The organism is Leucobacter chromiireducens, from assembly GCF_051993095.1.
Classification (GTDB): domain Bacteria; phylum Actinomycetota; class Actinomycetes; order Actinomycetales; family Microbacteriaceae; genus Leucobacter; species Leucobacter chromiireducens.
In genome coordinates, this window is record NZ_CP197024.1 from 909,705 (window position 1) to 923,032 (window position 13,328).

Below are 13,328 nucleotides of genomic sequence, written 5' to 3' on the forward strand. Positions count from 1 at the left end.
CTACGCGCGGCCCTCCATCGAATCAGTGCCTGCGGCATCCGCTGTTCCGGCCCCGGCTTGCTGGCGTGCCGACTCCAGGCGCTGACGCGCGCCGAGCAGCCACTCCTCGCAGCGTGCCGCGAGTACCTCGCCGCGCTCCCAGAGCGTCAGCGACTCCTCGAGTGTGCTGCCGCCCTGCTCAAGGCGCTGCACCACCTGAATCAGTTCGTCGCGCGCCTCCTCATAGCTGAGCTCGACGGGATCCCGGGTCTCGGAAACAGACATGTGGCACAGTCTAGCCGCCGCGGCTCATCGGGGGCTGCGTGTCGAGCGCCATCCCGCACTTGCGGCACCCCGCGGGAGGCGCGCTAGGCTTTTTGAATGCTTCGCCTGCTCTGCTTCATCGGTGCCGGAATTCTTCTCGGCGGAATCGTCTCCGCCGTTGTCGGGCCGCCGGGCGCTGCGGCCTGGGCGTTTCCCGTCGGGCTCATCGTCACGGTGTTTTCTGCGGTGATGCTCGGGATCGGCAAGTCCATGCGCGGGGTCAGCCTGCCGGCGCCGGAACTCGTCACCCGGGCCACCGACGAGGGACGCTTGGGCCTTGCGCGAATCGATCGCCTCACGCAGACCGGCACCTACATCAACGAGCAGCCGCTGTGCGACCTCGAGCTCACGGTGCAGCCGCTGAGCGGCGCCGCCTATCGCACCACCGTGCGGCGCATTGTGCAGCTCACGGAGATCCCGCGCTTTCAGCCGGGCAGCACCCACGTCGTCGCCCTTCTCGCGCCCGGCACACCCGATGTCGCACTCACTGAGCACGATGCCTCTGCCGAAATCTGGTCGGACACCGAGGTTCCGCCAGCCGCCACCGCTGGCCCGCTTCTTCCCCCATCCTCGGGCGGGCTGACGCGCGACGGCTCCGGGCGGCGGCCCCTCATCGGAATGGGAATGCGAAGCAAGCCGATTCGGATCACGCTGTTCGTGCTTGCCGGTCTGCTCGCCGGTGCTGCGGTCGTCTTCCCGTACCGGGCGGGGCTCGCCGAGACGGTGGCGGCGATCCCGCAGGGCCAGCTCCACGCAGACTTGCGCACCGGCGACTCCCTCGCCGGTGCGCTCACTGCGCTCACGACTGAGATCGGCCATGATCAGGTGCGCTCCATCACCGTCTCCTCCGACCTGGTGCGCGTCGAGGCACCCGTGAAGCGCGACAGCTTGAACGTCGACTCGTGGTATTACCGCCGTGGCAGCGTGACGCACACCGGCGCGGGATCGACGCAGCCCAAGTCCGCCAGCGAGTTGTTCACCGTGTCAGAGCTTGACGGCGCAGCAGTGCAGCAGGCGCTGCAGGATGCTGCGCGACTCGTTGACGACGAGATCGATACCAAGGAAGCGCTCGCCGACGCGATGTACTCGGTCGAGCGTACGCTCGCCCACGACCCCGAGGACCCGTGGAACACGGACCGCACGGGCCCAGTGACGGTGAACTTCTCCCTGAGTGATGCGTACCGGAGCACTAGCTTCCGCGTGGAAGCTGATGGGAGCGATCTCGTTCGCACGGATCAGTAGGGTGCCCAGACGCGCGGGAGGCGGGTCAAACTGCAGGAGACGCTACCCCTGAGAGACCGCGCCGATCCGTCCGTCCGCGAGTGCGATGGTCAGCTCGGTGCCCGCGGGCGCGCCAGCCGTGCCGCGTAGCACCGTGCCGTCGGCGAGCTGGATGATTCCGTACCCCCGCTCCATCGTGGCGCGTGGCGAGAGCGCGGTCACCCGCGCGCGCAGATCGGTGAGCTCCCGCCGGCGGTCTTCGACGGCGCGATCAGCGAGCTCGGTGCCCCGCGCGATCCATCGCACAAGCTCCTCCGCGCGCTCATCAATCAGGCGCTCGGGGGCGCTCAGCACGGGGCGCCCACGCAACTGCGTCAGGCGGTCAGTCTCATGGGCGAGGAACTGGCTGACCCGCGAGGTCATGCGGGCGCGGGCCTGATCGATTCCCGCGAGTTCTTCGCCAACATCGGGGACCACGCGCTTCGCCGCGTCCGTGGGGGTGGACGCGCGAAGGTCGGCCACCTCGTCGAGCAGCGGTCGGTCGGCCTCGTGGCCGATCGCCGAGACGATCGGGGTCGTGGCTGCCGCAGCCGCGCGCAGCACGCGCTCGTCGCTGAAGGGGAGGAGATTCTGGAAGTCGCCGCCGCCGCGGGCGACGATGATCACGTCAACTTCCGGATCCTGATCGAGCGACTCGATACCCGCCGCCACTTCGCCAGCAGCTCGATCGCCCTGCACTGCGGCGTAGTGCACGCGGAACTGCACACCGGGCCAGCGCAGCGTCGCATTGCGCACCACATCTTTCTCGGCGTCCGAGTCGCGGCCGGTGACGAGGCCGATTCGCCCGGGGAGGAACGGGAGCGGGCGCTTCCGATCTGCGTCGAAGAGCCCCTCCACCTGGAGCTGTCGGCGTAGGCGCTCGAGGCGCTCGAGCAGCTCGCCAAGTCCCACGTGCGAGAGCTCAAATACCTGCACGGTGAGGGAGCCGCCCTTCACCCAGAAGTTGGGTTTCACGAGTGCGATCACGCGGTCGCCCTGCGCAAAGTCGCTCGTGAGGCGCTGCGCGACCGAGCGCCACACCGTGAAACTCACGGTGGCGTCCTGCCCCAGGTCCTTGAGCTTGCCGTAGACGTGGCCGCCGCGCACCTGCCACTGCGTGATCTCGCCCTCGACCCACACCTGGCCGAGCCGGTCGATCCAAGCGGCGATCTTCTCGCTCATGAGGCCTACCGGCCAGGGGGTATCCCGGGTTGCGGGCGCGGTTCCTGATTCGGCCATGCGACCACCCTACTGATCGGGATCGGGGTTTGCTGCCGTCCCCGCGAGCATTGAGGAAGGGCGGGTAGAATCTTCGGCATGACTATGACCGTGCAACAGCCCGATCAGCGCACCATCGGCGCCCCCGTTGTGAGCCTCGCGATGCCGCGCATGCGGCGCGAGGTCGGCCGACTCAAAAACCTGCCCGTGGAAGGCGAGAAAAAGGTGCTGCTCGCCGCGCCACGCGGCTACTGCGCTGGGGTGGATCGCGCGGTTGTTGCCGTCGAGAAGGCGCTCGATCGCTTCGGTGCTCCCGTGTACGTGCGCAAGCAGATTGTGCACAACGTCCACGTCGTCAACACGCTCGAGAAGATGGGCGCCATCTTCGTCGAGGAGGTCGACGAGGTGCCCGAGGGCGCAAACGTCGTGTTCTCCGCGCACGGAGTTTCTCCCGCGGTTGTGCAGGCCGCTGACGATCGAGGCTTGCACGCCATCGACGCAACCTGCCCTCTGGTCACCAAGGTGCACCGCGAAGCCGTGCGCTTCGCGAAGCAGGATCTCGAGATTCTCCTTATCGGCCACACCGGGCACGAAGAGGTTGAAGGCACGGCCGGCGAGGCTCCCGAACACATCACGATCGTCAACTCGCCCGAAGACGTCGACACACTTGAGGTGAAGAACCCCGACAAGCTCGTGTGGCTCTCGCAGACCACGCTTTCGGTTGACGAGACGATGGAGACGGTGCGCCGCCTGCGCGAGCGTTTCCCGAACCTGCAGGATCCGCCGAGCGACGACATTTGCTACGCCACGCAGAACCGCCAGGTAGCCATCAAGAAGATTGCTCCGCAGGCTGACGTGGTGCTGGTTGTTGGCTCGTCGAACTCGTCGAACTCGGTGCGACTGAAGGAGGTCGCACTCGAGTACGGTGCGAAGGCGGCCTACCGTGTCGACTTCGCGAGCGAGGTGCAGCAGGAGTGGCTTGCGGGTGCTCGCACGATCGGCGTGACGAGCGGCGCCTCGGTGCCTGAGGTGCTTGTACAGGAGCTGCTCGATGATCTCGCCGACGCCGGGTACGCCGACGTTGAGGCGACGGTCACCGCTGAGGAAGACCTCGTGTTCTCGCTGCCGAAGGAGCTCCGTCAGGACGCCAACGGCAAACGCGATGATCGTGCGCTGGGCGGTCGCGTTCGCTAGGTTTCGCTCACGCGATATGCCCGCGGGGACACCTGCGGTGGAGACCTCCGGGACACCTGCGCGGGCATATCGTGAGCGTATGCTCCCGGGCATACGACGTGGCAACACCAGTCTTGCTGGACTGGACGTATGTTCATGTCGTATCGTTCCCGCGCGGCCAACGCCGCAATCGCTGCAATTATCGCGACGCTTGCCGTCGCAACCATCGTCGGGGGCGCGCTGCTTCTGCAGACGGGCGAGCGGGCGCGCGCTGAGCAATCCCCCGGGGCACAGGGGTCGAGCGGCGGGTTCGGCACGCAGCAGGCCTCAGATCAGGATCCCGAGCAGCGCTTTGGCGGCAACGGCTCTGTCGACGACCCCAACGGAATCGCGGTTGACGCTGACCACCCCGGAGTCCGTGGCCTCGATCCCGAGCTGCGTGAGGCGGTGCAGGCGGCAGCCGCTCGTGCAAGCGAGGAGGGGGTGGAGCTGCGGCTGAACTCTGGGTGGCGCAGCGCTGACTACCAGGCCGAGCTGCTCGCGGACGCGATCACCGAGTATGGCAGCGAGGAAGAAGCTCGTCACTGGGTTGATACGCCGGAGCGCTCGGCGCACGTGCGGGGCGACGCTGTCGACATTGGCGGCCTCGAAGCGGCACTTTGGGTCGGTCAGTACGGTGCCGAGTTTGGTCTCTGCCAGACCTATGCGAACGAGAACTGGCACTTCGAGCTCGCTGAGCTGGACGCCGACGGGTACTGCCCCGCAGCATACGAAAGCGCCGCCGCCCGCCCGGATTGAGCGTGCGACGGCGCTGGCCGTGTTGCCGAAGGCGGGAGTGCTCCCTGAGCCGGCTTAGGGCTGCTGCATCTCCTGCAGCGACTCGAGCATCTTCGAGAGCGCCCCGTTCGGATCCGCCTCAATCTGCTGCATAATCTCGGGCGCACCGTTCATGGCGATCATCGGGACCACCATCACGATGATGAACGCGATGACTGCCGCGACGAGCGGTACCCAGAAGGTGATCTTCCGGGCGCGCATCCGCTGAATCGAGAAGAGTAGGTTGAGCGCCCAGACGAGCAGCACGACGAGCGCGCTCACCATGCCGAGCGTGCCGACCCAGCTCGCCACCTTGGGCTCGTCCATTCCGATGAGCGTGCCCATCAGGCTGATCTGGCTTTCCAGACCAAAGAAGGAGCGGGCAACGCTGAGCGCACCGAACGCACCGAACACGAGCAGGATGATCGTGATGATGCGATCGCCCGTGCGGGGGCGCGGGGCGCCGGGCATGCCGTACACCGGGCCGGGCTGGGGCGCAGCCGCGCGGTAGGCCTGCTGATCTCCGGGCTGCTGCGTGAACGGCTGCGCCTGCTGCTGGTTCGGCTGCTGCTGCTGGTGCGCCTGCGGCTGGGTGCCCGTGGCACCCGTCGCACCGGCCGCCGCGGGGGCGCCCAGGTTGTGGGGAACCCCGAGGTTGCTCGGTGCGGCGGCCTGCGGGGCTGCATCGCTGCCCTCCGGCTTCCACTCCCAACCCTCCGGCGCGTACTCGCCGTACTCGGGCTGTGCGGGCCGGGGCTGTACCGGCTGCGACTGTGCGGGCTGCTGGGGCTGTGCCTGCTGGGGCGCCTGCGCCGGCTGGGTCGCGCCGGTGTTGGTTTCGTCGCGCGGTTCGGACACTAGGCGCTCACCGACTTCCCGGCGGAACCGAGCTGCTCAGCGGCCAGCGCGATGCGCGCAGCCATGCCGCTCTCGGCAACCTTGCCGTAGGCGCGCGGGTCGTACTGCTTCTTGTTGCCCACCTCGCCGTCGATCTTCAGAACACCGTCGTAGTTCTTCAGGATGAAGTCGGCGACGGGACGCGTGAATGCGTACTGCGTGTCGGTATCGATGTTCATCTTGATGACGCCGTTCCGCACAGCCTCTGCGATCTCCTCGGCCGAGGAGCCCGATCCGCCGTGGAAGACGAGGTCGAGCGGCTTCTCGCCGGTGCCGTACTTCGCCTGCAGGCCAGCCTGGATCTCTGCGAGGAGCTCGGGGCGCAGCTTCACGCCGCCCGGCTTGTACACGCCGTGGACGTTGCCGAAGGTGAGCGCGGTGAGGTAGCGGCCCTGCTCACCAAGGCCCAGTGCCTCGACCGTCGCGACAGCATCGTCGAGCGTGGTGTAGAGCTGATCGTTGATCTCGTGTGCGATGCCGTCTTCCTCGCCGCCGACAACGCCGATCTCGACCTCGAGGATCACATTGATCGCCGCCATGCGGGGGAGCAGCTCCTTCGCGATGTCGAGGTTCTCGCCGAGGGGCACTGCCGAACCATCCCACATGTGCGACTGGAAGTAAGGGAGACCGCCCTGCGCCACGCGCTCCTCGCTCGCAGCGACGAGGGGCAGCACGAAGTTCTCGAGGTGCTGCTTCGGGCAGTGGTCGGTGTGGAGCGCGACGGTGATGTCGTACGCCTTCGCGACCTCCTCAGCGAACTTGGCGAACGCAATCGCGCCACCGACGCGGTTTGACACGGTGTGTCCTGCGAAGTAGTCGGCGCCGCCGAAGCTCACTTGGATGATGCCGTCAGAGCCGGCCTCGGCGAATCCCTGGAGTGCAGCGTTCAGAGTCTGCGAACTGGAAACGTTCACCGCGGGGAAGGCGAAGCCGCCTGTCTTCGCGGCGTCGAGCATCGCTGCGTACTGTTCCGGGGTTGCGACGGGCATGTGTGCTCCTCGTGTTGTGTGATGTTGTAGTGCTGCTGTGGCTGCGCCTGCGATGACGGATCCGTCAGCTCGCCCGGCGCGCCGGACGTTTGTGGCGATACCCGGTGGGCACCGCTTCGCTGTTCCAGTCTACGCGTTCGGGCCATGAACGGCAGGGAGAAGCGGTAGGCTGGTCGGCATGAATGAACCTGTTTCGCTTGGCGAATGGCAGCCCGACCGTAACCTCGCGATGGAGCTCGTTCGCGCGACCGAGGCTGCGGCCATGCGTGCGACCCCCTGGATCGGCCGTGGAGACAAGAACGCTGCGGACGGTGCAGCGGTCGATGCGATGCGTCGTTTCCTCTCGACGGTCAACATGAAGGGCACCGTCGTGATCGGCGAGGGCGAGAAGGATGACGCCCCCTGGCTGTACAACGGTGAGGTCGTTGGCAATGGTGAGGGCGCCGAGTGCGACGTCGCGGTTGACCCGATCGATGGCACCCGCCTCACCGCAGAGGGGCGCCCCGGCGCACTCTCGGTCATCGCGGTTGCCGATCGCGGCAGCATGTACGACCCGTCGGCTGTCTTCTACATGGACAAGCTCGTCTGCGGCCCCGAGGGCGTGGGGGTTGTTGACATCAACCGTCCCATCGGTGAGAACATTCGTGCGCTGGCGCGTGCGAAGCAGGTCGACGTGTCCGATATTCGTGTCGCTGTGCTCGACCGCCCGCGCCACGAGGACCTCATCCGCGAGATCCGCGAGGCTGGCGCCGGAACGCGTCTGCTCATGGACGGCGACGTCGCTGGTGGCGTGAACGCTGCCCGCTGGGATTCGCGCATTGACATGTGCGTGGGTATCGGCGGCACCCCCGAGGGCATCATCACGGCGTGTGCAGTGAAGGCTCTGGGTGGCGTGATCCAGGGCCGCCTCTGGCCGAAGGACGACGAGGAGCGCCAGCGCGCACTCGACGCCGGCCACGATCTCAACCGTGTGCTCGAGGCAAACGACCTCGTGGCGAGCGACAACTGCTACTTTGTGGCGACCGGGATCACGGACGCCGAGTTCATCGACGGCGTGCAGCGTCGCGGACCGTTCGTGCGTGCGGAGAGCATCGTGATGCGCTCGCACTCGGGCACCATCCGCCACGTCATCAGCGACATGGACCCCAGCCGCTGGGACTAAGCGTTCTGCCTCGTGTGAGGCTGGCCTGAGGGAGGCCCCGGACTGTACAAGTCCGGGGCCTCACTTGTGTGTTTGGCTGTGTGCGCGTCGGCGTGGCCATCCGCGTGGCCATCCGCTCGGGGGAGGGGCACGATTGCTGACGCCGCTGGACTTAGCTTTCGGCTGCGGGGGTTTTCGAAGGCTCTTCTCGCTCCTTTGGCATCTCCGGCGCCCACAGGTCTTCTTCAGCGTTGCCGAGCTGGGTCATCTCGCTCGTGCGCAGCTCGGGTGCCATAAGTGGGCGTACTGCAACGTCGAGCTGCGTCGGCTCAGGTGAGATCTGCTCGCCGTTGAGCGCGCTGATCTTGCGCGCGGTGGGAAGCACCTGGCGCTCGAAGGATCCGACATAGGCGTTGTAATCTTGCACTCCTCGGGCGAGCGTGCGGCCGAGCTTGTCGAGGTGGTTGGCGCTGCGCCCGATGCGGGAGTGGAGCTCACGGCTGAGGTCGAAGAGCGTGCGCGCTTCGGCAGTGAGTGAGTCTTGCCGCCAGCTGTGCGCCACGGACTTGAGGATCGCCCAGAGGCTCACGGGTGAGGCGAGGGCGACGCGGCGTTCGAAGGCGTACTCGAGAAGGAGCGGGTCGGTGTCGAGCGCACTTGAGAGCAGCGACTCGCTCGGCAGAAACGCGATGACAAACTCGGGCGAGTCTGGCAGCGCGGATGCGTAGTCTCGTTTGCTCAGCGCGATGATGTGATCCCGCAGGGCACGTGCGTGCTGGGCAAGGAGTTCCCCTCGGCGCGCTTCGACGCTCGCGTCAGGGGAGGAGGCCCCGGCGGCACCCGTGCCCAGATTCTGTGCTTCGAGGTACGCGGCAAAGGGGACTTTCGCGTCGATGGCGATCGACTTGCCGCCGGGGAGGCGAACGACAACGTCGGGCCGCAGCACCCCGTTCTCGGTGGTGAACTGGGGCTGCACGTCGAAGTCGACGCGTTCGAGCATCCCGGCGGCCTCGATGATTCGGCGCAGTTGAGTCTCGCCCCAGATACCGCGCGTGTTGTTGGATCGAAGAGCGGCGGCAAGGCTCTCTGCCGTGCCGCGCAGCTTGTCTTCAGCGAGTGCGGCCTGGCGGAGCTGCTGTGCAAGTTCACCGTGTTGCTCTGCTCGCTGCTGCTCCATCGTCGCAACCGTGACCTCCAACTTGCCGAGGCTGTCGCGAAGCGGTGCGAGCTGCTGCAGTACGCGCTGCTCTTCGCGGTCGAGTTCCGAGCGCTGCTGCGCGTTTGCGTGAGCGTCGCGGAGCCGGGCTTCGAGCCCTTCCGCTCGGGTTTCGGCCGCTGCGAGTTCCTCACGCAAGATTCGGGCTCCCGCCTCGGCATCGAGGCGTGCGCGCTGGGTGGCGAGCGAGATCTCTCGCTGCGCATCCTCGATGTGCTCGGCGGTGACGCGTGCGAGGTCTCGCTGTGCGGCGCGACCCCGGACTGCAACGCCGGCCCCGGCGCCCACGGCGGCGGCGAGCAGCGCAACGAGTGCAATCAGCAGGGTGAGTGTCAGCGGGTTCATGAATTCAGGATGTCAGGGACGTCGGACATTGGTGGGCGACCGTTCACGCTCGGCATGTCGCAGTGACTCAGAACGGGTGATCGTCGGGGGCGTCGTCGACAACTGGTCCGGGTGGCACGAGAGGTCGTGCTGTGCGAATCGGTGGTGTCGGTGTTGCAGCCTTCGGTGCTGATGAGCTCGGCGCTGATACCGGTGCTGTGGACGGCGGCGATGACCTCGTCACTGATGGCCTCGGTGGTGGTGTTCCGGTGTTCTCGTGTTTCAGGAACCTCACCCGGCTCGGCGGCTCATCGTCGTACACGCGTCCGGTCGGGGACCGCCAGCGCATCGTCCCGTCCGACAACAAACGGTGGTCCCAGTCAGAGTTGTGCTTCATCGTGTGGTGGCCACGGCAGAGATGGGCCAGGTTGTCCGTTGACGTGGCGCCGCCATCTGCTGCGGGAACCGTGTGGTCAATATCGCATCGGTTCACCGGCACCCGGCAACCGGGGAACCTGCAGTGCAGGTCGCGGGCCCCGAGGAAACGGCGCATCTGTGCACTGGGCCGATACCGATCCACACTCAGCACATCCCCGGCCTCACCGGACACGGTGACCTTCTCCCAGAAGTCGGCGTGACCTGCGTAGCCGCGAACCTGATCGGGGTCGACGGGTCCGGACCCGATGAGTTCGGCATCCGTGAACTCCGGCGGCGAGGAAGCAGTGGGGTCACTGCCGGTACCTGCCGGGGGTGTTGTGGTGGTCACCACGACCTGGATGTGCGCCCGCACCGCCTCCTCCGGAGACCCCGCAACCAGCCGCATCGGATCCCCGGCAAGGAGCAGGTCCCGGAACACATCAGTGCGGGTCTGCGCGCGGCTGCGCTTGGGAAGCCCTGCCCGGATCTCTCGCACCCCGGGACGCCCGCCTTTCATGCCCGGACGGAGTTCCCGGAGCATGCGCCGGCGTTCTGCGACGCTCTGTGCTCTCACACCCCGTGGCTTGCGCGTGGGGTGCGCGGGTGACGCTTTACCCGTGCCCGTGCCCGTGATGGTGCCCGCGCCCGTGCTCGTGTCTGCGAGACCGGTGCCGCGGTCCGTGAGGGTGCGGGTGAGTTGGTGCTCGGTTACTTCCGCGGACTTCGCGAGCCGCGTCAAGCGATCATGAATGGCATACGCCACCGGTGACGGCATGAACGCGACCAGCTCCGCCATCCCGTTCTCGTGATCACGCACCCACACTTTTCGCTCACACTCCGGCGCTGGAACGGGGACGACGCTAGCAGCAGTGCTAGCTTCCGGGTCGAGGTTGTTCGGGGCAGCGCCGTCGGGATCGGTGCTGGACGGATCCGGGGAGGACTGGTCAGCACCTGCCGGGCCACCGCCCGTGGGGTCAACGCCCGGGAACGGGGCCGGCTTCGGGAGGGTTCTCGCGAGTTCACGGGCAAGCTTTCGTGCGATCGGCCGCAAACGCTGCGGAGTCTGGGATTCAGCACGCCGCAGCACCTCCGCCTCGTACCTGCCCCGCACACGCACCGACTCCGGATCCTGCCCAAGCCCCAGCGCGTCCGCGGACTCTACGAGTGCGCGGACGTGCGCGGGAGAGACCTGGCCGGTGAGCATGCGCGGCAGAGTCGCCGGGAAACGCATCGTGAGCGCGGTCGCAAGGTTCAGATCGCGCTCCACGATGTGTTCGCTCTGATGAAGGGCGGTCGCGATCTCGGCACGCAACGACCGGTACGGGATGTCCCCGCTGCCGGAAGGGGCACGGTGCACCGCGGTCTCCATCGCGAACGAAAGAACGTTCAAGCGTGCGGCGGTGAGAATGTTCTGGAAGCGGTCAAACTGTTCCAGCATGCCGACCACGTCATCCACCACCCGCACAGAGAACACGGGTGGGATCACACCCGGGATTGCGGACGCGAACGCTTTGGTGATGAGCTCGGTGGGGTCGAACTCCGGTGGCTGGGGTGGAGCAGAAGTGTGAGCCGCGGAGGTCTTCTGGAAACGCACCCGGGAAGCCCGGCGGGGCGCGAGCGGCGAGCCAGCAGGGGGAGAACCTCGGGTGGTGGTCATGCGCTCATTCAAGCAGTGACCACTGACATTCAGACCCCAGAAAACCGCGGAAACACGCGGCAAAACACGGCACCGTGAGGAACTCCTGATCCCACTCTGGAAAGTCAGTTCACCCTCAAGAAGAGGGTGAAAGTGGGGCGTGCGATCACCCCGTGGGCGCGCCCGCCACCTAGAGCTTCAGTGGGATGGCTTTGAGCTGCTGGATCCGAAGCCCAGTGCTCTTCGCCAGTTGCGTGAGATCGTCTGCGCCATGCCGCCGTGCAGCATCCGTGACGATTGCCGCGCACGCTTCGGCGTCTGCCAGCGCATTGTGATGCGCGAAGTCAACAAAACCCGCGGCGGCGGCCGAAAGCGGCAGTCGGTGAGAAGGAATCTCGTAGGTCTTTCGCGAGACCTGCACGCTGCAGAGGTACTTCAGCTTGGGTGTGGGAGTGATGCTCTCGGCGCACGCGGCTCGAATGACCCCCATATCGAAGCTGGCATTATGCGCCACGGCAATGTCGGAGCCGATGAAGTCGCGAAGCTCGCTCAGCTGCTCCGCCCACTCGCGCGCCGCCACGACCATGTCAGGGGTGATGCCGTGAATCTTGATGTTGAACGGCAAAAACTGTGCGTGCCCAGCGGGCGGCTTGATGAGCCACTCCGCACGATCAACGACCGCTCCGCCACGCACGCGCACCAACCCAACGGAGCACGCCGACGACGGGTGGCTATTGGCGGTCTCGAAATCGATCGCGGTGAAATCTACGGGCACCCCCTCAGCTTTGCACACCCCTCTGACACCGGCCGGGTAGACTGGGCTCTCGTGGCTCTTACTATCGGAATCGTCGGTCTCCCCAACGTCGGCAAGTCGACCCTGTTCAACGCGCTGACTCACAATGACGCGCTCGCTGCGAACTACCCGTTCGCAACTATCGAGCCGAACGTTGGTGTGGTGAACCTGCCCGACCCGCGTCTCGACAAGCTCGCCGAGATCTTCGGCTCCGAGCGGATCCTGCCCGCGCCGGTCTCGTTCGTTGACATCGCCGGCATTGTTCGTGGCGCGAGCGAGGGAGAGGGCCTCGGCAACCAGTTCCTCGCGAACATCCGTGAGGCAGACGCGATCGCCCAGGTGGTGCGCGGATTCTCGGACCCCGACGTGATCCACGTCGACGGCAACGTGAACCCCGCGAGCGACATGGAGACGATCAACACCGAGCTGATCCTCGCCGACCTGCAGACCATCGAGAAGGCACTGCCGCGCTACGAGAAGGAACTGAAGTCGAAGAAGATCGACCCGGCCGTCGTTGCCACCGCGAAGGAGGCAGCCGACGCACTGAACGCGGGGACGCTGCTTTCGCTGAGCGGGATCGACCTCGAGCCCATCCGCGAGCTCGGCATGCTCACGGCAAAGCCGTTCCTCTACGTGTTCAACGTCGATGAGGGTGTGCTGCAGGACCAGGCCAAGCTCGATGAGCTGGCCGCCCTCGTTGCGCCCGCGAAGGCGATCTTCCTCGACGCGAAGCTCGAGAGCGAACTGATTGAGCTGAGCGATGAGGACGCCGCAGAGCTCCTCGCGTCGATTGGCCAGGAGGAGAGCGGCCTCGACCAGCTCGCCCGCGTCGGCTTCGACACCCTCGGCCTGCAGACCTACCTGACCGCTGGACCGAAGGAAGCTCGCGCGTGGACTGTGCGCAAGGGCGCCACGGCACCCCAGGCGGCCGGTGTGATCCACGGCGACTTCGAGAAGGGCTTCATTAAGGGCGAGATCATCTCCTTCGATGACCTCGTTGAGGCCGGCTCGGTAGCCGAGGCGCGTGCGAAGGGCAAGGCCCGCATGGAGGGCAAGGACTACATCATGCAGGACGGCGACGTTTGCGAATGGCGCTTTAACGTCTAAGTAGTACCCCGGGGATCGACCCGGGTGGCGCGGGACGC

The 13,328-nt window shown here is 66.5% G+C and carries 12 protein-coding genes; 5 read left to right on the plus strand and 7 right to left on the minus strand.

The window, feature by feature from the left end:
• Entirely contained in the window at positions 1-264 is a 264-nt protein-coding gene (locus ACR81A_RS04045) for an exodeoxyribonuclease VII small subunit (RefSeq protein WP_202381693.1), read from the minus strand.
• 96 nt (positions 265-360) lie between these two features.
• On the opposite strand from ACR81A_RS04045, the gene ACR81A_RS04050 reads away from it, so the two are divergent.
• Entirely contained in the window at positions 361-1,545 is a 1,185-nt protein-coding gene (locus ACR81A_RS04050) for a hypothetical protein (RefSeq protein ID WP_440312714.1), read from the plus strand.
• Between the two features lie 42 nt (positions 1,546-1,587).
• Here the strand turns inward: ACR81A_RS04050 and xseA are convergent, their stop codons facing one another.
• Positions 1,588-2,802, minus strand: coding sequence for an exodeoxyribonuclease VII large subunit (gene xseA, locus ACR81A_RS04055; protein ID WP_440312715.1), 1,215 nt, complete (start codon positions 2,800-2,802; stop codon positions 1,588-1,590).
• A 141-nt stretch (positions 2,803-2,943) separates the two neighbouring features.
• Between xseA and ACR81A_RS04060 the strand changes: the two genes are divergently transcribed.
• Both ACR81A_RS04060 and ACR81A_RS04065 read left to right on the plus strand, forming a co-directional pair.
• Entirely contained in the window at positions 2,944-3,975 is a 1,032-nt protein-coding gene (locus ACR81A_RS04060; protein WP_202382151.1) for a 4-hydroxy-3-methylbut-2-enyl diphosphate reductase, read from the plus strand.
• Positions 3,976-4,110: 135 nt separating this feature from the next.
• Positions 4,111-4,752: a M15 family metallopeptidase gene (locus ACR81A_RS04065; RefSeq protein ID WP_237462557.1), complete on the plus strand. Its 642-nt coding sequence runs from the start codon at positions 4,111-4,113 to the stop codon at positions 4,750-4,752.
• 54 nt (positions 4,753-4,806) lie between these two features.
• Here ACR81A_RS04065 and ACR81A_RS04070 read toward each other — a convergent pair whose 3' ends face one another.
• Positions 4,807-5,628 carry a DUF6264 family protein gene (locus tag ACR81A_RS04070; RefSeq protein ID WP_202381697.1) on the minus strand — a complete coding sequence of 274 codons (822 nt, stop codon included), beginning with the start codon at positions 5,626-5,628 and terminating at the stop codon, positions 4,807-4,809.
• Positions 5,628-6,656, minus strand: a complete 1,029-nt coding sequence (fbaA, locus tag ACR81A_RS04075; protein ID WP_202381698.1) for a class II fructose-bisphosphate aldolase — start codon at positions 6,654-6,656, stop codon at positions 5,628-5,630. Before fbaA ends, ACR81A_RS04070 begins: the two co-directional genes overlap by 1 nt.
• 178 nt (positions 6,657-6,834) lie before the next feature.
• Between fbaA and glpX the strand changes: the two genes are divergently transcribed.
• Positions 6,835-7,818, plus strand: a complete 984-nt coding sequence (gene glpX / locus ACR81A_RS04080; RefSeq protein ID WP_202381699.1) for a class II fructose-bisphosphatase — start codon at positions 6,835-6,837, stop codon at positions 7,816-7,818.
• A 151-nt stretch (positions 7,819-7,969) separates the two neighbouring features.
• Here the strand turns inward: glpX and rmuC are convergent, their stop codons facing one another.
• The 3 genes from rmuC to ACR81A_RS04095 all read right to left on the minus strand — a co-directional run bounded on the left by rmuC (position 7,970) and on the right by ACR81A_RS04095 (position 12,165).
• Positions 7,970-9,358, minus strand: a complete 1,389-nt coding sequence (gene rmuC, locus ACR81A_RS04085) for a DNA recombination protein RmuC (protein WP_440312716.1) — start codon at positions 9,356-9,358, stop codon at positions 7,970-7,972.
• Between the two features lie 67 nt (positions 9,359-9,425).
• Complete coding sequence (locus ACR81A_RS04090; protein WP_440312717.1) at positions 9,426-11,411, minus strand: DUF222 domain-containing protein; 1,986 nt, start codon at positions 11,409-11,411, stop codon at positions 9,426-9,428.
• Between the two features lie 169 nt (positions 11,412-11,580).
• Positions 11,581-12,165, minus strand: a complete 585-nt coding sequence (locus ACR81A_RS04095; RefSeq protein WP_202381702.1) for an exonuclease domain-containing protein — start codon at positions 12,163-12,165, stop codon at positions 11,581-11,583.
• A 51-nt stretch (positions 12,166-12,216) separates the two neighbouring features.
• Between ACR81A_RS04095 and ychF the strand changes: the two genes are divergently transcribed.
• Entirely contained in the window at positions 12,217-13,290 is a 1,074-nt protein-coding gene (ychF, locus tag ACR81A_RS04100) for a redox-regulated ATPase YchF (RefSeq protein ID WP_202381703.1), read from the plus strand.
• Positions 13,291-13,328 lie beyond the last annotated feature (38 nt).

Coding starts and splice junctions, on each gene's coding strand:
- glpX (WP_202381699.1), top strand. CDS start 6,835: ATGAATGAACCTGTTTCGCTTGGCGAATGGCAGCCCGACCGTAACCTC.
- xseA (WP_440312715.1), bottom strand. CDS start 2,802: ATGGCCGAATCAGGAACCGCGCCCGCAACCCGGGATACCCCCTGGCCG.
- ACR81A_RS04060 (WP_202382151.1), top strand. CDS start 2,944: ATGCCGCGCATGCGGCGCGAGGTCGGCCGACTCAAAAACCTGCCCGTG.
- ACR81A_RS04065 (WP_237462557.1), top strand. CDS start 4,111: ATGTCGTATCGTTCCCGCGCGGCCAACGCCGCAATCGCTGCAATTATC.
- ACR81A_RS04090 (WP_440312717.1), bottom strand. CDS start 11,411: ATGACCACCACCCGAGGTTCTCCCCCTGCTGGCTCGCCGCTCGCGCCC.
- ACR81A_RS04050 (WP_440312714.1), top strand. CDS start 361: ATGCTTCGCCTGCTCTGCTTCATCGGTGCCGGAATTCTTCTCGGCGGA.
- ACR81A_RS04045 (WP_202381693.1), bottom strand. CDS start 264: ATGTCTGTTTCCGAGACCCGGGATCCCGTCGAGCTCAGCTATGAGGAG.
- fbaA (WP_202381698.1), bottom strand. CDS start 6,656: ATGCCCGTCGCAACCCCGGAACAGTACGCAGCGATGCTCGACGCCGCG.
- rmuC (WP_440312716.1), bottom strand. CDS start 9,358: ATGAACCCGCTGACACTCACCCTGCTGATTGCACTCGTTGCGCTGCTC.